20 protein-coding genes, 1 riboswitch and 1 other annotated feature are annotated in these 21865 nt (G+C 44.6%); of the genes, 4 read left to right on the top strand and 16 right to left on the bottom strand.

The window, feature by feature from the left end; all coding sequences use genetic code 11:
* Window positions 1-46: 46 nt before the first annotated feature.
* The 7 genes from IGK85_RS01895 to IGK85_RS01865 all read right to left on the bottom strand — a co-directional run bounded on the left by IGK85_RS01895 (window position 47) and on the right by IGK85_RS01865 (window position 9716).
* The gene (locus tag IGK85_RS01895) at window positions 47-1927 is read right to left on the bottom strand and encodes an ABC transporter ATP-binding protein (RefSeq protein WP_005232291.1); all 1881 of its coding nucleotides are present in this window, start codon (window positions 1925-1927) and stop codon (window positions 47-49) included.
* Complete coding sequence (locus IGK85_RS01890) at window positions 1924-3651, bottom strand: ABC transporter ATP-binding protein (RefSeq protein WP_008376197.1); 1728 nt, start codon at window positions 3649-3651, stop codon at window positions 1924-1926. The genes IGK85_RS01895 and IGK85_RS01890 overlap by 4 nt, the downstream gene beginning before the upstream one ends.
* Entirely contained in the window at window positions 3644-4312 is a 669-nt protein-coding gene (locus IGK85_RS01885; RefSeq protein ID WP_005232294.1) for a TetR/AcrR family transcriptional regulator, read from the bottom strand. The genes IGK85_RS01890 and IGK85_RS01885 overlap by 8 nt, the downstream gene beginning before the upstream one ends.
* A 266-nt stretch (window positions 4313-4578) precedes the next feature.
* On the bottom strand, window positions 4579-5610 hold the full coding sequence (locus IGK85_RS01880; protein WP_008376200.1) for an LPXTG cell wall anchor domain-containing protein: 1032 nt from the start codon (window positions 5608-5610) through the stop codon (window positions 4579-4581).
* Between the two features lie 128 nt (window positions 5611-5738).
* Window positions 5739-7751 (bottom strand): glucose PTS transporter subunit IIA, encoded by a 2013-nt coding sequence (locus IGK85_RS01875; protein WP_008376202.1) that lies wholly within the window; start codon window positions 7749-7751, stop codon window positions 5739-5741.
* Window positions 7751-8659: an N-acetylmuramic acid 6-phosphate etherase gene (gene murQ / locus IGK85_RS01870; protein WP_429972129.1), complete on the bottom strand. Its 909-nt coding sequence runs from the start codon at window positions 8657-8659 to the stop codon at window positions 7751-7753. The genes IGK85_RS01875 and murQ overlap by 1 nt, the downstream gene beginning before the upstream one ends.
* On the bottom strand, window positions 8652-9716 hold the full coding sequence (locus IGK85_RS01865) for a DUF871 domain-containing protein (RefSeq protein WP_008376208.1): 1065 nt from the start codon (window positions 9714-9716) through the stop codon (window positions 8652-8654). Before IGK85_RS01865 ends, murQ begins: the two co-directional genes overlap by 8 nt.
* A gap of 246 nt (window positions 9717-9962) precedes the next feature.
* Here IGK85_RS01865 and def point away from each other — a divergent pair, with 246 nt between their 5' ends.
* A complete protein-coding gene (gene def / locus IGK85_RS01860; RefSeq protein ID WP_008376209.1) occupies window positions 9963-10526 on the top strand; it encodes a peptide deformylase in 564 nt (187 codons plus the stop codon).
* A 93-nt stretch (window positions 10527-10619) separates the two neighbouring features.
* On the opposite strand, the gene IGK85_RS01855 is transcribed toward def, so the two are convergent.
* The 7 genes from IGK85_RS01855 to IGK85_RS01825 form a co-directional block, all read right to left on the bottom strand.
* Window positions 10620-11828, bottom strand: coding sequence for a M20 family metallopeptidase (locus tag IGK85_RS01855; protein ID WP_008376211.1), 1209 nt, complete (start codon window positions 11826-11828; stop codon window positions 10620-10622).
* Between the two features lie 62 nt (window positions 11829-11890).
* Complete coding sequence (locus tag IGK85_RS01850; protein WP_008376213.1) at window positions 11891-12730, bottom strand: MetQ/NlpA family ABC transporter substrate-binding protein; 840 nt, start codon at window positions 12728-12730, stop codon at window positions 11891-11893.
* A 52-nt stretch (window positions 12731-12782) separates the two neighbouring features.
* Window positions 12783-13463: a methionine ABC transporter permease gene (locus tag IGK85_RS01845; RefSeq protein WP_008376215.1), complete on the bottom strand. Its 681-nt coding sequence runs from the start codon at window positions 13461-13463 to the stop codon at window positions 12783-12785.
* Window positions 13464-14540: a methionine ABC transporter ATP-binding protein gene (locus IGK85_RS01840; RefSeq protein WP_008376218.1), complete on the bottom strand. Its 1077-nt coding sequence runs from the start codon at window positions 14538-14540 to the stop codon at window positions 13464-13466. It abuts the gene before it with no gap.
* A gap of 361 nt (window positions 14541-14901) precedes the next feature.
* Window positions 14902-15140: a binding site (T-box leader), on the bottom strand.
* Between the two features lie 120 nt (window positions 15141-15260).
* Window positions 15261-15785, bottom strand: coding sequence for a transcription repressor NadR (locus IGK85_RS01835; RefSeq protein WP_016611442.1), 525 nt, complete (start codon window positions 15783-15785; stop codon window positions 15261-15263).
* Window positions 15782-16630 carry a chorismate mutase gene (locus IGK85_RS01830; RefSeq protein WP_008376222.1) on the bottom strand — a complete coding sequence of 283 codons (849 nt, stop codon included), beginning with the start codon at window positions 16628-16630 and terminating at the stop codon, window positions 15782-15784. Before IGK85_RS01830 ends, IGK85_RS01835 begins: the two co-directional genes overlap by 4 nt.
* A gap of 13 nt (window positions 16631-16643) precedes the next feature.
* The gene (locus IGK85_RS01825; protein ID WP_429972128.1) at window positions 16644-17336 is read right to left on the bottom strand and encodes an NAD-dependent protein deacylase; all 693 of its coding nucleotides are present in this window, start codon (window positions 17334-17336) and stop codon (window positions 16644-16646) included.
* 157 nt (window positions 17337-17493) lie between these two features.
* On the opposite strand from IGK85_RS01825, the gene IGK85_RS01820 reads away from it, so the two are divergent.
* Window positions 17494-18162 (top strand): response regulator transcription factor, encoded by a 669-nt coding sequence (locus IGK85_RS01820; RefSeq protein ID WP_005232327.1) that lies wholly within the window; start codon window positions 17494-17496, stop codon window positions 18160-18162.
* Between the two features lie 14 nt (window positions 18163-18176).
* Window positions 18177-19082: a sensor histidine kinase gene (locus IGK85_RS01815; RefSeq protein WP_008376227.1), complete on the top strand. Its 906-nt coding sequence runs from the start codon at window positions 18177-18179 to the stop codon at window positions 19080-19082.
* Window positions 19083-19155: 73 nt separating this feature from the next.
* On the opposite strand, the gene IGK85_RS01810 is transcribed toward IGK85_RS01815, so the two are convergent.
* Window positions 19156-19917, bottom strand: a complete 762-nt coding sequence (locus IGK85_RS01810; protein WP_008376229.1) for an ABC transporter permease — start codon at window positions 19915-19917, stop codon at window positions 19156-19158.
* A gap of 1 nt (window position 19918) precedes the next feature.
* Window positions 19919-20836: an ABC transporter ATP-binding protein gene (locus IGK85_RS01805; protein WP_008376231.1), complete on the bottom strand. Its 918-nt coding sequence runs from the start codon at window positions 20834-20836 to the stop codon at window positions 19919-19921.
* Between the two features lie 315 nt (window positions 20837-21151).
* Between IGK85_RS01805 and IGK85_RS01800 the strand changes: the two genes are divergently transcribed.
* Window positions 21152-21454 (top strand): hypothetical protein, encoded by a 303-nt coding sequence (locus tag IGK85_RS01800; protein WP_005232333.1) that lies wholly within the window; start codon window positions 21152-21154, stop codon window positions 21452-21454.
* Between the two features lie 147 nt (window positions 21455-21601).
* A riboswitch (Lysine riboswitch) is annotated at window positions 21602-21775 on the top strand.
* Window positions 21776-21865 lie beyond the last annotated feature (90 nt).

Raw genomic sequence — 21865 nt, 5'->3', positions numbered from 1 at the left:
GTTTATCATCATTTGGGGAAGAATTTCTTTCATTACAAACAGTGGATCACGCCACTTCTTCTGAAAATTGACTGTTATAAAGGTCTGCATAGAAACCGTTTTGCGCCATCAATTCCTCATGGTTTCCAGTTTCAACAATTGATCCGTGATTCATCACGATGATATTGTCAGCATCACGAATCGTAGAGAGACGGTGAGCAACCACAAAGCTGGTCCGATTTTCTAACAAACGCCCCATTGCTTTCTGGATCAAGATCTCAGTCCGCGTATCGACACTAGAAGTTGCTTCATCCAAAATCAAGACGTCTGGATCCGCTAAGAAGGCGCGGGCGATCGTGATCAGCTGACGTTGACCTTGGGAGATGTTGCTGGCTTCTTCATTCAAGACCGTATCATAGCCTTCTGGCAATTTGCGAACAAAATCATCCACATGGGCAGCCTTCGCCGCAGCAATCACTTGTTCTTTGGTCGCTTTTTCATTTCCATAATGAATGTTGTCATAGATGGAGCCGGTAAACAACCACGTATCTTGCAGCACCATCGAGATATTACTACGCAATTCATCACGAGTCAAGTCTCGGGTATCTCTGCCATCATAACGAATGCTACCGCCAGAAACATCATAAAAACGTTCCAAGAGATTGATCAGCGTGGTTTTCCCAGCGCCGGTTGGTCCTACGATAGCCACCATCTCACCAGCTTTGACATCCAAATTAAAATCGGTCATCAATAATTTGTCTGGGGCATAACCAAATTGAACATGATCGAAACGAACTTTGTATTCACTGTCTTCCACAGGTAAACCAGAAGGCTCATCATTCATTTCTTCTTCATCCAAGACTTCAAAGACCCGTTCGGCAGATGCAACGGTTGATTGGATGGTGTTTAGCAAGCTAGCGATTTGAGTGATCGGTTGAGAGAATTGATTGGTGTATTGCAAGAATGCTTGCACATCCCCTAACGTCATGTTCCCATTCGCTACCTTGATTCCACCAAGGACAGCCACGAAGACATAGCCTAAGTTTTTAATGAAGTTCATCAAGGGCATAATGATCGCTGAAATAAATTGGGCTTTCCAACCAGCAGAATACAGACGGTCATTTTCTTCTTCAAAAACGACTTGATCGGCAGCTTCATGGTTGAAGGTTTTGACTACTGTATGACCGCCGTAAGTTTCTTCGACTTGGTCATTGAGCAATCCTAAACTTTTTTGTTGGGCCGCAAAGAATTTTTGCGATTTTGGTGCGACGATCATCACGACGATCAAGCTTAAAGGAACCGTTGCTAAAGCAATCAAAGTCAGTTGCCAACTGATCGTCAGCATCATCCACAAAACCCCGATAAAGGTCACGACACTCGTAATAAATTGGGTCAAGTTTTGTTGCAGGGTACTTGCGATATTATCCATATCATTGATTGCCCGTGACATGATATCCCCATTTGAGTGAGTATCATAGTAAGAGATCGGCAAGCGGTTCATTTTTTCATCTAAGTCTCGACGCAGCTCATAAACCGTTCGTTGAGAGACACGGGTCATAATAAACTGTTGTAGAAAGTTGAAGACGGCTGAAATCACATACATGCCGATCGCGATCAAAATGATTTGACCAACTTTCTCAAAATCGATAGGAAATTCTGTCACCTGTTGGCCGGCTTGCATCTGCTGCGTACCGATCATGACCCCTTTAAAAATTTCAGTGGTCGCTTCCCCTAAAATTTTCGGTGTTTGGATTTGGAAGATCACGGCTGCGATCGCTAAAACGAAGACGGCAATGATAGCGAGGGAGCGTTTCGACATGTACCCGAAAAGCCGTTTGACCGTCCCCCAAAAGTTTTTTGGTTTTGGTCCTTTGGCACCGATGTTACGGCCCGGGCCGCCACCCATTGGTCCGCCACGGTGTTGTGTTGTTGTTTTCTTTTCACTCATGCAAGATCCTCCTCTCTCAATTGTGAAGAAACGATTTCTTGATAGGTTTCATTGTCTGCCATTAATGATTCATGGGTCCCTTTCCCTACGAGTTGTCCTTCATCCAATACTAAGATCGTATCGGCATCCATGACGGTGCTGACCCGTTGGGCAACCACGACCATGATGCTGTCTTGCATGTCGCGTTTCAGCGCTGCTCGTAAGTTTGCATCGGTTTTGAAGTCCAATGCGGAGAAGGAATCATCAAAGACATAGACATCTGCTTGTTTCACTAACGCACGAGCAATCGCTAAACGTTGACGTTGTCCACCAGAGAAGTTGCCGCCGCCTTGTTCTACACGGCTATCTAAGCCATCTGCCAGTTCGGAGACAAAATCTTTGGCTTGGGCGATCTCTAATGCTTGCCAGATTTCTTCGTCTGTCGCATCAGGTTTTCCGTATTTCATATTTTCACGAATGGTACCGGAAAACAGTACCGCTTTTTGCGGAACAAAGCCCACGACTTCTCGTAGATTATGCTGGGTGATTTCTGCAATATTGACCCCATTGATTTTGATTGCACCAGACTCCACATCGTACAAACGAGGCAAGAGATTGACTAGGGTCGTTTTCCCTGAGCCCGTCCCACCGATGATGGCAACAAAATCACCAGATTTTGCTTGGAAGTCGATATCTTCCAACGCCAATTTCTCAGCGCCTTGGTAGCGATACGCCACATGGTCAAAAGTCAAGGTTGCTTGATCCCCTTGTAAGCTCAATGTCGCTGGTGTTTTTGGATCGAGAATTTCATCTTCTTCATTTAAGACTTCGTTGATCCGGTCAGCTGATGCTTGGGCTCTTGGCACCATCACGAAGATCATGGACAGCATCATAAAGCTGATCAAAATTTGCATCGCATAAGTCATAAACGCAATCAGGTTCCCGACTTCTAAGGTCATTTCGGCAATATAATGACCACCAAACCATGTGATGGCAATGTTCGTTCCACTCATGATCAACGTCATTAAAGGCATCATCAAGGCCACGATGGTATTTACTTTGATCGCGGTGTGGGTGTAATCTTTGTTGGCTTGATCAAAGCGATTCGCTTCATAATCCGTCTTGTCAAATGCCCGAATAACGCGGACCCCCGTCAAGCCTTCACGAAAGACTAAGTTCAAACGGTCAGTTTTCTTTTGCATACTTTTGAATAAAGGAACGGCAAAATACATAATACCGCCAACTAATACTAGCATGATAGGAATAACGACTAAAAAGATTCGTGTTAATTGGGCATCTTTTTGATAGGCCAAGAAGCTCGCCCCAATCAGTGTGATCGGTGCATTGATCATCATACGTAAAAACATTTGCGTCACCATTTGAATTTGGTTGACGTCGTTAGTGGTTCGTGTGATCAATGATGCGGTCCCAAATTTATCGAAAGAACGAGAAGAAAAATTCTCAACTTTTTGGTAAATGTCCGAACGTAGTTTTTGTCCTAATTTTTGTGATTCTCTTGTTGCGAAATACGTATTTCCTAAAGCAGCGATGATACTGATCAATGAAAAGCCGATCATGTAAAAGCCGGTTTTCCAAATGTAATCAATGTCCCCTGTCGCCACACCATTGTTGATAATATTGGAAGTCAATGTCGGTAGATACAAATCAGAAACGACTTGGATCACCATAAACACCACTGCCATGATTATGGAAATGACGGATACGCGTTTTATCAGCTTAATCATAGGTTTCCCCTCTTTCTTTTTTTGCGCCCTCTCTTAACCAGCGGACTTTACTGTTGAAATCAGCGATCGCTTCGGCAGGATCATAGTCTGGATCAAATGCTGATTGGCGATAGGCTTCGGCAATCGTCGAAAAGACGGTATGCATCAGCAGCTGGATCAGCATTTTCAACTCATGGTCGTCTTTGACTTTCAATAAATCTTTGTCGACCTCTGACAAAAAGATGGCTTGTTGCTTCTGCCGATCGGCTTTGTGTTCTTGATGCATCTTGTGCTGCATCTCTGGAACGACTTTATGGAAGGAACGATAATCCATACTCATAAATAAATTGCGGTAAAAGTTTGCGTTTTTGCCTTTGAAAACCTCGGCGATCATCCGTGAAAAGTACCATTCGAACCCCGCAAACAGATCCCCGTTTTCATGTTGGATCGATTTCAGCAGATCTCGCTGACTATTTTTTTTCAACGTATGGAAATAATAGTAATAAAGATCTTCTTTGTTTTCGAAGTATTGGTAAAAACTCCCGCGAGGAATCTCGGCATCTTTGATAATGTTGGCGATCGAGGCGTCTTTCAGCGGCAGTCTTGAGAATTCTTTTTTCGCCGCATTTAAGATGCGCTTTTGTTTTTCTGGCGGCAAGTGAAAAAATGTATCGGTCGGCATCACAAGCAACTCCTTTCTAATTTAAAATAAATCACAGCTTTCGATATGACACGTTGTCATATGACACTGTGTCATTATACACCCCTCACCAGAGAATGCAAGAATTTAAATTTGACTTTTTTATGAAGGAATCGATTCTGGTCTTTTTATAAAAGGCGTTATTTGAAAAGAAATCACGAGTGAAATTTCTGAAAACAAAAAACCTTCGTTTCCCTGATGGAAAACGAAGGTTGCTATTTTTTCATTCCGCCGATTATAAATAACGGTCATTTTTTCTTTCGGCGCCATAAAATCAAGAAAACGATCAGCAGCAGGATAACACCGGCGATCAATAAGGTATAACTTGGCGCTTCATTGGTTTTAGGTAATGTTTTTTCGCCATCGGCAGTTGCGTCTGCCTCTTTCGAAGAAGTCGTTGTCGCTGTTTCTTGGGCTGTCGTCGAAGTTGCCGTCGCTTCTTCAGTCGTACTCGTTTGCGTGCCTGTAGGCAGATACATGGAATCATTTGCCGCTTGAATGATATAAGAGATCCGTCCGGGGACAAAGGCACCTGGATCAACTTGCATCTCTTGTTCCATCTGATTCAAATTGGTCAAAATTGAGATCATCCATTCGTTGGAAACGGCTTGATTCAAATGTAAAAAGACTCCGTCTGCTGGATAGACGCCCCGTAAATATTCCTGCAACTGATCCACGACAGGAATCAAGTCAGCAAAACTGGCGTAGCTATTCGCATCAAAAGCCAGTTGCGGCTCAATGGCTTCCCAGGATAACGTCTGATCGACAAACAAGGCACCGATGATTTTTGCCAAGTAAGCAATATCAAAGCCCATCGCATCACTAGAATAACGTAGCGCTAGGCGATTGCCATTGGTCAATTCTTCATCTGTCAACTGGTCCAACTGTTCTTGGGTAAATGCGGTCACACTGCCTTCAGTGATCCCTTGGGTTAACGCACTACGCAACGAACTAGGTTCATCGGCTAATGTATTGATTTCATTGACGTTTTGCGTTCCTGTCTCTGCTTGGATCGAGGCAATAACGGCTTCGGAATCGACCGGCTCTTGATTCTCGTCAGCTGTAGTTTCTGAAGTAGCGGATTGATCCGTTTCTTGGTTTTCCGCTGTACTTTCTTGGGCAGAATTTTGGATCTGCTCACTGTCTGTTTGCCCTTCTGATGAAAGTGTCTCGCTAACGGCAGCCGGATTGTCACTTCCACTCGTAGCCGTTTCATCTGCATGAACCATCAATGGTGAAAATGCCAACGTCATTAGTCCGAGCCAAATTATTTTTTTCATCGTCATTGCCTCCTCGTATGGGATTTCTCCCTTTGTAACGAAACTGTAACATAAAGGCCTCGTTTCCGCAATCAATTTAGTAACTTCTTAAAAAAAACCTCCATCTTTATCAGATAGAGGTTTTATCATTATTTTATCGTTGCCACGTGCATCACTGCTTGACCCGCTTTTGTTTCCGCGATCGGTAATAGTTCAACGTTGGCTGCTTGGTCCATATTGGTGATAATAACGAGCATCTCAGAGGCTTTGCCTTTGGCTGTCAGCTGCGCCAAATCGACTTGGGCAACTTGGGTGGCTGGTGTCACCGCTTGGCCTTCCTCCACCAGGATCTCAAAAGGTGCTCCTTGCAATTCGACGGTGTCGACACCCATGTGCAGCAGAATCTCTAGCCCGCTAGCAGTCTTGATCCCCAATGCATGTTTCGTTGGGAAAATCGTCGTGACGGTTCCTGCTGCTGGTGCAAAGATCGCCCCATTGTCTGGCAAGACGAAATACCCGTCGCCCATCATTTTTTGCGAAAATACCGGATCACTTGACGCGCTGATCGATTTTGTCGTACCTGTTGCTACTGCGTATAAGGGTGTATCGATCGTTGTTGCTGATGAATTTGCTGCCGTTTCCTTTGCAGCCGTTTCACTCGTTTCTTTTGGTTGCGGTTGCACAGTGACGGTTGCAGCTGGTTTTGCCTCCTCTGCCTCAATCCCTTTGACTGCTTCTAAGCGATCTTTAGGAATCCCAAAGAAGTAGGTGGCAACGAAGCCGCCAGCATAGCCTGCTAACAAGCCGAAAATATAGCCCATCCAACGGCCGTTGGCAATCAATGGAATCAAAGCTAGCCCTGATGGTCCAATCGCCGTTGCGCCGATATTTGTCAAAGCGCCAATGACCGCACCACCGATCCCACCACCAATACAAGCAGTGATAAATGGTCGACCTAATGGCAATGTCACTCCGTAGATCAATGGTTCGCCGATACCTAAGATCCCAACTGGCAATGCACCTTTGATCATTTCAGAAAGCTCTTTGTCTTTACGTAGTCGTACCCATAAGGCGAAAGCTGCTCCGACTTGACCGGCACCAGCCATGGCTAAAATCGGTAATAATTGCGTGCTGCCTGTTGCTTCGATCATTTGGATGTGGATCGGGGTTAAAATTTGATGCAAACCAAACATGACCATTGGTAGGAAGGCCGCCCCTAAGACAAACCCAGAAAACGCACCGCCCACATTCAAGACCCAAGTGATTGAACCGACTAAGCTGTCAGAGATCAGACCTGCCAATGGCATGATCAAGAAAATCTCCGTCAAACCGATGATCAACAAACACAACGTCGGAGTCACGATAATATCGATCGCTTCAGGAATCACTCGATGCAGCACTGCCTCTAATTTCGCCAAAAGCCATACAGCGAAGATCACACCGATGATCCCTCCTTGGTTGGCAGCTAAAGCTTCGCCGGTGAACAAGTTTTGGATCGGGGCTTCTGGGTTCATACCGGTCAGCAAGATGATCGAACCGATCACTCCACCAAGGGTTGGATTGGCTTTAAAGACCTGCGCAGCATTGACCCCAGTAAAGATTGCTAAATAGGTGAACATCCCATTTCTTAGGACGTTTAAAATCATGACATAATAATTCCAAGTGTCTCCATCTAAATTTCCAGCAGTGATCATGTTGGTCAGAACGGAGGCGATCCCTGCAACGAGTCCTGCACCAACGAAGGCTGGAATCATTGGAACAAAGATATTTGAAATGTCTTTCAGCAGCGACTTCAATGGTGATGATTTTTGTTTGGCTTTTTGGGCTGCTTTCATCTCTGCCGTTTTTTCTGATAACGCCTCTTTGCCTGATTTTTGCTGCGGGATCTCTTGCCCTAAATCAACACCGGCTTTTGCCACCATTGCGTTGGCTACTTTGTTGACTTTCCCTGGTCCGATAATGACTTGCAGCTGCTCGTCATTGACGACACCCATCACGCCGGGAATCTCTTTTAACCCTTGTTGATCGACCTTGTCGTGGTCGCGGACGGTCATTCGTACGCGAGTCATACAGTGATTGACTGTTTCTACGTTGTCCATTCCGCCGGCTTCTTGAAAAATCTTCTCCGCTAACTCTTCTACCGTCAGTGTTTCTTTTGCCATTACTTTTCTCCTCCTAACGCCGTTTTGACAAACTCTTGTGCCGTGGCAAGTTTTGCTTGTGCTTCGTCTTTCGTGCTATCCGTCAACAGCATCACGATCGCCAATTTGACATTCTGATCTGCTTCTTCAAATGCTGCAGCGGCTGTTTCATAATCAGCTTCAGTTGCCTGCATGATGATCCGTTTTGAGCGTTCCACCAATTTTTCGTTGGTCGCTTTCACGTCGACCATCAAATTATTGTAGACTTTACCGATCCCTACCATCGATAACGTCGAGATCATATTCAAAATCAATTTTTGGGCAGTTCCTGATTTCAAACGAGTCGAACCCGTCAGAAACTCTGGGCCACAATCGACTTCAATTGGAAAGCTGGCATGTTGAGAGATCTCCGCATCTTTGTTACAAGCGATCGTAGCCGTTGTGGCACCAAGCTCATTGGCGTAATCAAGAGCCCCAATCACGTAAGGCGTTCTACCACTGGCAGCGATCCCGATCACCATGTCATTTGGGTTCAACTTCAGATCGACAAGGTCTTGTTTCCCTAGCGTTAAGGAGTCTTCTGCTCCTTCGACAGCGACCGTCATCGCTTCTTCACCACCGGCGATCAGACCAACCACCATCTCAGGTGATACCCCAAAGGTTGGGACACATTCGGCCGCATCCAAGACGCCTAATCGACCACTTGTCCCAGCGCCAAGATAAATCAAGCGTCCGCCTTTTTTAAAAGCAGCGATAGTTTGTTCAATCACTTTTTCAATACTAGGAATTTCTTTTTCCACTGCATAGGCAACTTTTTGATCTTCTTGGTTCATTTTTTGGCACGCTTCTAAAATCGTCATTTCATCTAAATTGCTCGTTTCGCTATTGCGTCGTTCAGTCGTTAATTTGTCTAAATTGATTTTATTCATTGGAATCATCTCTTTCTAATTTAAATCGCATCCCTGCTTTGATTTGTTGGATCAAAGGCAGATCGGCTGGTATCACCTGAGCGGCGAGGTTGACTTTGGGGTCTGCAGGCAATGGTCGTTTGCACACTTGAATCTCTCCCATATAACGCAAGTACTCTTGGTTATCGATCGTCACAGCACCCATTGGCCGCTCTTGACTAAGTTCAGGTTTGACTTCTGGAATGGCATTGAAACGGGCATCGGTGCTACGCAAGACATCTCGAGCTTCATCGTAACGATTCTGGTGATCCCCTAGTACGTGTTCAAAGTAAGTAGAACCAAGATCTTTGACCCGCAAAACGATCCGCGCTTCTTGCAGATACGTCGCAAACTGCTGCGCACTTTTTGCAGAAACCATGCCATCGCCAATGTAAACAGCATCAACTGAGCCAGTAGCCAACAAGTCGATTGCTGCGGCAAAAGGCGACCAGTTGCGGTGTCTTTCCAGTGTGGGTAATCCTTGAAATAACGGTCCGCGTTTCTTGGCATCTCCTGGAACAAAGGCTTGGACGAAAAAGCCTTGTGCTTTCAACCAGCGGTTCTTCTCCTGAAACCAGTCAGCATCTAGTCCTGTTTCTGGCCGGGGGTAATAATTGTGCCAAGCTTCCAAACGAGTAAAATCGGCTCCATACGCCTGCAGCTCTCGAATGTCTTTTTCCGTTAATGTACTGGCATTCAAACTGATGGTCATTTCTTTTGAAAAAGCAGCGATTTGTTGATTGTCGATGGCATAGTCCATTCGTAAACCAGTGACACCGATCTCCCTTAGTTCCCCCAGATTGTCGATGGAAAAGCCCGCTTCTGCTAAGGCGTTTCCAGAAATATCTACCATTAAAGACAGCTGATGGTCTTTTGCGAAACCTCCCAAGTCCGTCAGACGCTGCCGATAGGTACTGCGATCGTCTTCTGGTATGTGCATGGAGGTGAAAATCCCTTTAAAGCCTGATACCATCGCAGTCATCTGCTCAAGTTCTGCTGCCGTCAAGTCTTCGTTCATAAATACAGAAAAGCCGAACATCTCTTTGCCTCCTTGGTGAGTCACTATCGTGATACCGTTTTCTATAAAAGCATTATAACTGATTCTCTTCCTGTTCGCAACTATATTTCATAATTAAACCATCAATATAGAAATATCGTTTCATTTAATAAGAAAGCTTTACCGTTTAAACTTTCTTATGCCCTTCTTTCTGCACTTGTGGTACACTTTATTAGGAACGAAACTTGCTTTCGTCATTTTTACATAGTAGGAGGAATCACATCATCAATGATTACAATGGATGATATTATTCGCGAAGGCAATCCAACCTTGCGTGAAGTAGCAAAAGAAGTACCATTTCCTTTGAGCGAAGAAGATATCGCACTAGGAAAAGAAATGATGACCTTTTTAGAAAACAGCCAAGACCCAGTCAAGGCAGAAGAACTCGAATTAAGAGGTGGTGTTGGTCTAGCAGCTCCTCAATTAGATATTTCAAAACGAATCACAGCGGTCCTCGTCCCTAGCAGCGACCCAGAAAAAGCAGAACCTGATTTTAAAGATGTTCTTTACAATCCTAAAATTCTAAGTCATTCCGTGCAAGAAGCTTGTTTGGGTGAAGGCGAGGGCTGCCTGTCCGTGGACCGTGAAGTCCCTGGCTACGTGGTACGCCATGCCCGGATCACGATCAGCTATTACGACATCAACGGCAAAAAGAAAAAAGTTCGTTTAAAGAACTATCCTGCGATCGTCGTTCAGCATGAGATCGATCATTTGAACGGGGTCATGTTCTACGATCATATCAATCAACAAAATCCTTTTTCATTGAAAGAAGGCATTTTAGTCATCGACTAACTAAAAAGTCTCTACCGACATTTTGCGGCAGAGACTTTTTTTTCTTCTATATTATTGAGTATCCTCTGGATATCTTCCTTCACGGTTTTGGCGTTAATTGCCTTTTGCTAGGCTTTCTTGATGATCGGCTTTGATTTTTTCTAATAACGCCGGTTGTTCAAAAAGATCTAACGCGGTCAGCGCTAAAAGTTCAGCCGCGATAGCGATCGACTGCAAGCCTTTTTCACTCTTGGCAGCGGCTTTGAATTCTTCCGAATGACCCGCAATGTAGTCATCTGAAATCGAAACGGTGGGTTGGATCGTCGGGATCACTTGACTGACATTGCCGACATCAGAAGAACCAAGACTTGTTTTGGCTTCCGTATCGATCTCATCGGCAGGTACGCCCGCTTCTTGGGCATGGGCAAAGAAAATCTCATCAAAACTTGGTGTCACGATCACATCATCGACGGAGTTTTGGAACAAGCCGAATTCATAGGTCGCTCCCGTGGCTAAAGCGGCTCCTTTGACGATGTTTTCGACTTTCTCGTAGACTTCGTTCAAGGTCGCTCGATTGGCTGCTCGTAAATAAAAACGACCGGCTGCATATTCTGGCACGACATTGGCTGCCACGCCACCATCGGTGATCACACCATGAATATTGACGTCTTTTGGTAAGTGCAGACGCAATCCATTGATCCCGTTAAAGACTTGCAGCAATGCTTCTAACGCGTTGATGCCTTTTTCTGGTGCAGCTGCCGCATGGGAAGCTCGACCATAGAACTTGATATCCACTGGATCATTGGCTAATGACGCTGTCGTTTTGCCATAGCGATGGGCTGGATGGACACAAAGAGCGGCATCGACATCATTGAAGAACCCTTCACGGACAAAACTGCCTTTAGCGGAACCATTTTCCCCACCTTCTTCTCCTGGCGTCCCATAGACTCGAATCTCCCCGCCTAGCTCATCGATGAAAGGTTGCAGGGCACTGGCTGCTAAGACGGAATAAGTCCCGAAGAGATTGTGCCCACAAGCATGACCGATCCCTGGTAACGCATCGTACTCAGCTAAAAAGGCAATCGTTGGGCCCGGTTTTCCACTGACATAGCGGGCATCAAAGCCGGTACGATGTCCTGCGACATCCTTTTTAACAGCAAAGCCTTCTTTTTCTAATTGGGCGATCAGGGCATCGGCTGAGTAAAACTCATAGTTGCTGACTTCTGGGTGATTATGGATATCTAATGCCAAGGCTTGATAAGCGGCTAAACGCTCTTGGATAAATGGTTTAATCGTTGCTTTTGTAATAGTTGCTGTTGTCATAATCAAATCTCTCCTTTTTCTTACATGGTTTTTTTCAGTGTTTTTATCAAATTACATAGCACTTATTTTGCTCCAAAGGTTTCCCAAGCAGGAACACTTGATCCTTTTGACGTTTCCTCGATGACTTTTTTCGTATCCTCTGTTTGGTAAGCAGCAACCACTTTTTGGTAAACTTCATTGTCTTCATCTTCTTTACGGGCGGCAATGATGTTGACGTAAGGACGGGCCGTTTCATCAACAGGCTCTAAAAAGATTGCATCTTCGGTAGGCACAAATCCTGCATCTACCGCCATGCCGCTATTGATAACAGAAACATCGACATCGGAAAGTGCCCGGGCTGTTTGCGCTGCATCAAGTTCCGAAATTTCTAAATTCAAACGGTTTTCAGTAATATCCGCGACCGTTGGTGTTTGTCCGGCTGCTTCATCCACTTTGATCAATCCAGCTGATTGTAACAAGAGCAATGCCCGACCACCATTGGTCACATCATTCGGGATCGCAACTTTAGCTCCTTCAGCCAAGTCGTTGACATCCGTCACTTTGTCGGAATAAATGCCTAATGGCGCGTTGACTGTATTGCCGATCGATACGAGATCGGTACCAAATTCTTTATTATAATTGTCCAAGAAAAATTGGTGTTGGAATGAATTGAGGTCAATGGAACCATCAGCTAATGCTGCGTTGGGTTGATTGTAATCAGAGAATTGGACATATTCTAAATTGATGCCTTCATCTTTTAAACGATCTTTGACATCATCCCAGACATCGGTGTCCGCGCCAATCACTCCTAATTTCACAGTGACTTCTTCTTGATCAGTGGCTGCGGCACTGCCATTGTTTCCGCATCCGGTAATAAATAATAATGCTGCCCCTAAGACGATTGATTGTACGATTTTTTTCATTTTTTCTTCCTCCATAGACTTGCTTGTTTTTTTATTTGTACGTAAGTGGTGGTCAGTGAGATACTCGTTTAATGAGTAGGTTGCTGACAAATTGACTGATAAAAACGAATACTAAGATGATCAAGGTCGCCATGATCGTGACATCGGTCTGGAATCGGTTGTACCCGCGGGTGATGGCTAAGTTACCTAAACCGCCAGCGCCAACTGCTCCTGCCATGGCGGTCAATCCGATCACATTGATCACGGTCAATGCAGAGACCCGAATGATTCCCGCCACGCCTTCTGGCAAATAGACCCGAAAAATGATGCCGAAAGGACTGGTGCCCATCGCTTCGGCTGCTTCCACGACACCGGGGTCAACTTCTAGCAAGGCAATCTCGATCTGCCGAGCAAAGAAAGGAATGATCCCAGCAATCAGAGGAACCAATGCTGCTGTTTCGCCGATCGTCGTTCCCACAAGAAATCGGGTAAAGGTTCCTAGTAACGTCAATAAGATAATGAAAGGGATCGAGCGGACCACATTGATGACTTTATCGAGAAATTCAAAGAGCGGTCGATTTTCTAAAATCCCGTTCGGTCGCGTCACTACTAGGACGATCCCTAACAAGATACCTAAGATGCCCGCAATCAAAGAGGTCCAAAAAACCATATATAAGGTTTGGATCGTTGCTGCGACAAATTCATCTTGGATCGCAACAACATTGGGAAAATATCTTTCTAATAAGGCAGCCATCTAAAATCCTCCTTTAATCACATTGTTTAATGGTTCTGCATGATTTTCTTTTAAAATATTGGTGTACACTCCTTGAGACTTCAAATATTCTAAGGCATGTTTGCGCTGTTGGTACTCTCCGGATAAGCTAACGACCAAGCTGCCGATCGGCACTTCTTGCAAGATCTCCACGTTACCGTAAAGAATATTGGTGGTCACTTTGTAGCGACTGTACAATTGGGCGATCAGTGGTTCATTGGTTTGATCCCCCACGTAGGACAGCTCCACCAGCCATTCATTCGGTGCCAAGGAAGAAAACTTCGAACTGCCGAGGATCGTTTCTAAGGCTTGGTCGATGTGCGTCGCCGTTCGGATGAAATCTTTGGTCAATGGTTTTTCTGGTTGGCTAAAAATCTGAACGCTCGAACCTTGCTCAATAACTTCACCGTCTTCCATCACTGCCACTTTGTTGCAGATTTCTTTGACAACTTGCATTTCATGGGTAATGATCACGATGGTCAAACCGAGAGTCCGATTTAATTTTTTCAACAAAGCCAATATCTGTAAGGTCGTTTTCGGATCAAGGGCGCTAGTTGCCTCATCACACAGCAAGATCTCTGGATCATTTGCCAAAGCTCTGGCAATGGCGACCCGCTGTTTTTGTCCTCCAGATAGTTGGCTAGGAAACGCTTGGGCTTTTTCTTCCAATCCAACAAGCGCCAGCAGCTCGGTTACTTTTTGATGACGTTCCTGTTTGGACCGTCCCCCATATTTCAAGGAAAAATCCACGTTATCAAAAACATTGCGGCTGTCCATCAAGTTGAAGTGCTGAAAGATCATTCCGATCGTTTTCCGTTTTTCTCGCAGGTCTTTCGCAGAAAGTGTGGTCAGCTCCGTGCCGTTGACGACGACGCTGCCGCTGCTTGGGCGCTGCAATAAGTTGATCACACGGACGAGTGTACTTTTCCCGGCGCCTGAGTAACCCACGATGCCGTACACGTCCCCTTTGTCGATCTCGATCGATACGTTTTTGACCGCTTGGATCGCGGGTTTCTTTGATTGATTGAATGTTACTGATATATCTTTTAATGAAATCATCGTCTTCCCCCTAGTTCTTGTCTTTTTCAATAAAAAAAAGGCATCCTCAAACAAGTCACCTGTGACTTGTTTGAGGACGCCTTTTTGCGTGTTACCACCTCAGTTTAAGCTGTACTCGCATACAGCTCCTTTTCGAGTACGATCATACTCTAGCCAGATAACGGTCGCTACCGTCGTCGCCTTGCAAACTACTGCTCGGAACGAATCACTCCTTGGCCATTTTCTAAAAGTCGTTTGATGCTTCTTTTCAGCTACCGAAGCTCTCTGTTGAAAAAACGTGCTTTTGTACTTACCAATTCTTCGTGTGTGGTGCTATTTGATTTTTGTGTATAAAAAAAGTCCTTTTACCAGCGTTTGCTAGTAAAAGGACGAATACTCGTGTTACCACCTTTTGTTTAGAAGGTTTCCCTTCCCTCAACCCAACGTCTAGCCGTGCTAGAGATTGGTGCACTTTGTAACGGTAGTGCGCATCCGTGATTGCCTACTTATCGACAATCAATCCTCCAAGGCCATTTTTCATCGCTTCTGACTTGACTCTTTCCACCAACCAGAGTCTCTCTTTAAAGTATCCGCGGTTACTTTCCTTCTCAACAGATTCATTATTCTTGTTGAGTTGTACTTTACTGGAAAATGAACGCCTTGTCAACAAAAAATCACAATTTTTTCATCTAAGTGTTCCCCAAGACTGCCGATAGCGTCCTTGCCAGAATGGTTTACGCCTCAATTTTGATAGAGCATGCCTTTTTCTGCTAACTGTTGTTTGGCTTTTTCCAGAGCCGCAGGATCGGTGTAACGCAACGTATGCAAGTGTACCCCATTGGTTAAATCTGAGAGCAAGCGGGCTTCTGCATGTTTGGTTTTGTTGATGAAATCAGTCACGTCTTGGTCTGTTTGAATCTGCAAATTGCCAGTGATCTCTCCATAGATTTCATGTTCAACGATGACATCGACCACTTCCACGCCACAAGCGACAAAAATCCGCAATTCTTCTTCGGTTTGTTCAGGCCGATGCTGCACCGCTAGCTTGCTGACATGCCCCGCCTCATTCAACAGTGCTTGCAGTCGATAGCCGCGAGCAGTGGCCGCGATCGCTTCACCGGCTGCTCGCAGCAAGGCAATGTCCCCAACGATGATTTGGCGACTGACTCCTAGTGATTCTGCCAGTTTGCTGGCACTGATCGCTTTGTCCGCTTGCTTCAATGCCGCTAAAATCGTTTCTCGACGTGTTGCTCCATCCATACTCATTCCTCCAATTGATTCTCTTGATAGGTTTTTGAGTGTTTCATAATTGATTGAAACATGGCTAAAATCGTTTCCTCATAGGCTTGATTTGAAATCGCCTGCCGAATATTTTCCAGCACTTTCTCTTCACGATTTTCATCTAAAACCGGCAACTGACTACTTTTCTTCAATTGCACGATTTCATTAACTGTACTCATGCGTTTTTCTAAAAGATGCGTGAGCTGCCAATCAATGTCATCGATCGCCGCTCGCTGAACAGCCAAAGGATCTTGCTGGTTGTTTTCTTCTTCCAAGTCGATCGTCTTGATGACCCGTGCCGGATTTCCCGCCAGCACAACATTGTCTGGGAATGATTTGGTAACGACACTGCCAGCCCCCACCACGACATTGTTACCTAAGCGCACCCCCGGCAAAATCGTGGCCGCGCCACCGATCCACGCGTTATCGCCAATCACGATCGGTGCCCCTAATTCTAAGCCGCTATTTCGTTTGACCGGATGCAATGGATGAGTCGCCGTAAACAACCGAACATTGGGTGCCAGCATACAGTTGTCACCAAAGGTAATTGGACAAACATCTAATAGCACACAGTCGTAGTTAGCATAGAAGTTTTTGCCGACAGAAATATTGTAGCCATAATCAAAGCGGACATTCGGTTCGATATAGATTCGACCAGTCACAGAGCCGAAAGTTTCTTTTAGTAACTGCTCTTTGATTTTTGTATCAGTTTCTTGGTTGATCAGGTTCATTTGTTCACGGGCATATTTCCGGTCTGCCACCAATTCTGGATCTGGGGAAAAGTACAATTCGCCAGCAATCATTTTCTCTTTTTCGGTACGTTGTGTCATATCATAAACTCCTTCATTCAATTTTCTGGAAAAACGTTTCGGCTGCTGCGGTCAACATGCCATATTCATTCGGGATCGCCAATGGTTCCTTATTGATGACCAACACCTGCTGGCTGTAATCGACTAGCCCTGTAAAAGGATAGACTTGCAGCGAAGTCCCCACGACCACCGTCAGGTCGGCTTGAGCAACGGCCTGAATGGCTCCTTCAATGGTTTCATCCGTAAATCCTTCCCCATAAAGCACGATCGCCGGCCGAATCTGACCGTCACATCCTGCATGGTGCCAATCCTGCAAATACGCTTGCCAAGGTACCGGATTACCGCATTTTCGGCAATAACAGTTGTACAAGGAGCCGTGAAAATCGATTCTTTGGTGACTCCCCGCTTTTTCATGCAGTCCATCGATGTTTTGTGAAACGACCGAAACTGTTTTTTTCGTTTGCAGCGCAGCCATTTTTTGATGAATGATGTTCGGCTGGGCCTGAGGATGGTAGAGGTGCTTGACGAACTGATAAAATGTTTCCGGTTCGTTTTCTAAACAGTCATGGCTTAACAAATACTCTGGCTGGGCCAGTCCTTGATAGACCCCTTTTAAGGAACGGTAATCAGGAATGCCCGATGGGGTTGAAACACCGGCACCCGTCAAAAAGGTCACGGATGATGCGGCGGTGACCGTTGCGATTGCTTGCTCAATAGATACCTTCATCGTTCTAACTTCCTTTATGGCTTTTCTCTTATTCTAACCGAAAAAGAACCGTTTTTGCGAAAAATCAGCCATTTTCTTTTTTAAAAGCAACTAATGCTTTTTCTTGCGGAATTGCTTATAATAAATGCAATAAATACAAGAAGAATGGGAAAACCAAATGAAAATTTTGATTATCGAAGACAACAATGAGATCAGCGAAATGTTGGCTACTATTTTAGCAGCTGACTATACCGTCCAGCAAGCCTATTCAGGCACGGAAGGTCTGCTGCTTTTTCAGCAAGATGCTTTCGACTTGATTTTGCTAGATCGAATGCTCCCCGGTAAAGATGGGACACAAGTCTTGCAAGAGATTCGCCAAACCTCCACGGTCCCCGTCATTATCTTGACTGCCTTAGATGAACCAGCTGATGTTTCCACCCTTTTGCTGGCGGGGGCCAATGATTACTTGACCAAACCCTTCAATGTCGAAGAATTAAAGGCACGTATCATTGTTCAATTGCGAACAAATAAACAACCCCCTCCAGTTGCCAGCAGCCACTCGTATAAAAACATTCAACTGTTGCCTGACTCGTTTCAGCTGCAACGAGGAGAGGCAACGGTTCAGTTAAAGAAAAAGGAGTTTGAGATTTTTTCCCTGCTCTTAGCGAACCCCAAAAAAGTTTATACCAAAGAAATGCTCTATGAAGCTGTTTGGCAAGAACCTTACTACGGTGAAGAAAACACGATCAATGTCCATATCAGCCATTTACGCAGCAAAATCAAAACACTCGATCCAGATGAAGCGTATATCGATACTGTCTGGGGCATCGGCGTCAAGCTAGCTTAAAAAGGAGGAACCTCATGCATATACTTCAGTTTTTCGCCGCTCTGATCGTTGTGTTATTGTTGGGCTATTGGTTTTTCTTACTATATGATCTAAAAAAGTACCACCAGCAATTAACAAGAATCAGCGAAATCGAAACAAATCAAGAGATCCATTTACAGACCCGCGTCCCCGCTTTAAAAGCGATCGCCTTGTTAAACAATCAGATACTTAGAAAAAATAAGCAGCAACACTATCAAATGCTGCAAGAAAACCAGCAGTTGGAACAAGCCATTCAAAATATCTCTCACGACTTACGCACACCTTTGACGGTCGCCAGCGGCTACACACAACTGCTGCAAGCCGATGCGACCCTCACCCCGCAACAGCTACAGCTGTTGGATAAAGTCAGCAGCAACCTAGAAAAAGTCGAAAATCATCTGGAACAGTTGTTGACCTATCAGCGTCTCAAAGACAATCAGCTCGCTTTGACTTTGGAAGAATTCAATCTGTCTCGTTTATTGGAAGAAGAACTGCTCCAGCTTTATCCTTCTTTTGAGGAAAACCATTTATCACTGACGGTTGCGATCCAACCCAACATCATGATCATTTCAGATAAAAAAAGCTGGCAACGAATTTTCCAAAATGTCCTTGGTAACCAGCTGGAACATGGCAGTGAAACGGGGACGATCCGCTTGAATCAGCAAGGAGGTCGCATCGTTTTCCAACAGGAAAATCAGCTGAGATCACCGATCCAGCACCCAGAAAAATTGACCCACCGCTTTTATACCGAAGACCTTTCACGGCATAAACAGCAAGCCGGACTTGGTCTGTATATCATCGCGGCATTGACTAATGCATTAGACGGCAAGATCCAATTGGATACAACCGAAGAGACGTTTCGTTTGACCCTTTTTTGGCAGCAGTCCGTTGAACCCCACTAACTCATGGCTATACACAAAAAACACCCAATCGCTCGACCTTCACTAGTCGATACGGTTGGGCGTTTTTCTGCTCTTACAATTCTTGTCTCTTAAACACCAGATGCGCAGCCAAGAGGCAAAGCAATAAACTGATCAGGCTCCCAAGAAAAATGGGTTGGACTGTTTCCCATGTTTGGAAAGTAGTCATGGTCACCATCTCTAACCCGCCTTGAAAGTCCAAGTATTGTAAAAACTTCCAGTTGGGTAAAGAGATTCGGGCAATCGCAAAGGCCATCGGAATAAAAATCGTCGCCAACACGCTGACCGCTGTATTTTTGGTCAAATACAAAACTAGCACTGCAAAAGAGGAAGTCGCTAATAAAATCAGTACAAAACTAACGAAATAATACAACAAGTTTTCTATCTGTGAAAGGTCATTATAACCAATCCCCCCAATAACCGTTCCCGCTACAAAGCTCACCAAACAAATCGCGACGATCTGTAAGACCAGCACCAATGTATAAACCAAGAATTTCCCAAAAAGATAAGCGGGTTTGGAGACACCAACGGTAATGATATTCTTCATGGTCCCTTTCGTGTACTCACTGCCTAAGACCTGCATCACCAATGGCAAGGAGTAATACAGCAACATGGAAGACAAACTGGTCTGGATCGCCAGAAAGCCAGTCATTTCCGTAAGGCTGCCTGCTGTTTGCGTACTATCCCCAAGAGTGACCCCTACACTACCATTGGAAACAACGGATAAAATCACCAACAATAAAATAATTCCTTCTGTGATCCAAAAACTTTTACTTCTTGATAAACGATACAAATCGGCTCGAATAAAATTCAACATCTTAATTTCCCCCTTCACTTGTTACTAACTCTTTGAAATACGACTCTAGATTTTCCCCTTCAAAAGAAATCCGGTCGATAGCGATCCCTTCATAAACCAGCTGACGGACCAGGTCACGAATCAACACATTCTCTTGATAAATATGAATTTTGTGGTCACTGACGACTTTATATTCGGAAATCAGCTGACTCTCTAGCAAGCGGCTAGCTGTGGCTACATCATCCACTTCTAATTGAATAAACCGTTTCGCCATCAGATCGAATTCGTGTTTGGTCATCTCTTTGATCAGACGCCCCTCACTAATGACCCCAAAACGTGTAGCCACTAAGTACAACTCTTCTAAAATATGACTGGAAATCAAAATCGTCATGCCGCGTTCTTGATTCAATCGTAAAAGCAGCTCCCGAAACTCAACGATCGCTACAGGATCCAGGCCATTGATCGGCTCATCTAGTATTAGAAAATCCGGTTGGTTCAATAAAGCGATGGCTAAGCCTAGCTTTTGTTTCATACCCAAAGAAAAATCACGGTATTTCTTGTGGCCAACATTGGTCAATCCGACAAACGCCAATGCTTTACTGACCGCCTCAGGTTCCACCACCCCGCTGATTTTGCAATAATAGTTCAAATTTTGCTCTGCGGTCAATTGGTCGTAAGCAACTGGGGTCTCAATCACATTACCGACCCGTTTCAGCATCTGAGTGTATACTTTGCCGCCTTCAACATCAAACAACTGCAGACTGCCACTAGTTGGTTGGATCAACTGAACGATCGCTTTTAATAGGGTCGTCTTCCCAGCACCATTTCTCCCCACCAATCCATAAATATCTCCCTTAGCGATCGTTAGATCGACATCATGTAACGCCTGCTGTTTGCCGTAACGTTTGTTTAATCCTTTGATTTTAAGAACATTTTCCATTTTTACTTCCTCCTTGCTTGCTTCTGTGCTCATTCTAGCAAGCAGATCTAAATCAGCTATTAACTAATTATTAATTGATTCTTAACTCGTAGTTTTCTGCAAAAAACAGTTTATTTCTATTATACACAGCTGAAAATGAACCGATCTAGAAAAATCGTCTCTTTTCAGTAAACCCACCAATAGCAAATGTAGTAGATGATCTTTTCATTACTGCTCTTGCTCTTTGTTTTTTGCCTCACAAAGAAAGAGATTCCTTCATGACAAGGAACAAAAAACGTGGTAAACTAGTCACGAATCAAAGTGAGGTGAAATACATTGGTAGCAGCTATTATTTATTGGGCAATGATCATTATCAGTTTCGGTTGGTTGGCAGTCAGCTTATATTTCTCTATCTTCTATTTAGCACGTAAAGAAAATGGCAATTTATGGGCATTCGGCTTTTTAAATGTCATCACAGCAATCATTCAAGCCATCGTCCTTGTGGTTTACCGTACCTTCGGACAAGATTGGGGCGTTACACAATACTCAAGCCTCATCTATCTAGCACTTGGCTTATTGCTTGCTTTGACAGTCATCCAAGCTGTTTTAGGCCGTGAACCAAAAGCGAAAGTCGCTTAAGGGTTCCAATAGACACTCGTAAAAACGATCCGCTTTCTCTTTGATAAAAATAGGGAAATGGTCGTTTTTTTGTTAAAAAGAATTGACATTTGGGTGCTTTTCTTCTAAACTCTGAGAAGAATCAAATTAAATACGAGTACCCTTTAACATTTAGGTAGAGGTCGCGAGGTTCATTAATCCTGCTGAGTGAAGCAACACGTTTACAGCAGAGCTAGGGAACATCGCCGAAACAAGGTCGGTTTTGCTTGCATCGATTTTGTTGGGCCGCAAATGAACAATTTGCGGACTGTCTTAGCTTGTCTAAGTTGCGCTATGTTTTGTGAAAGGTTTGTCGACGATGACCTGTCAACAGCCGTTTTCCAATCATGGAGTACGGCTGTTTTTTTGCTTTTTCATCCTTACCTGCTTGTC

It is taken from the genome of Enterococcus sp. AZ015, from assembly GCF_050499225.1.
Taxonomy (GTDB): domain Bacteria; phylum Bacillota; class Bacilli; order Lactobacillales; family Enterococcaceae; genus Enterococcus_D; species Enterococcus_D entomosocium.
This window is presented reverse-complemented; position numbering and strand designations above follow the sequence as displayed.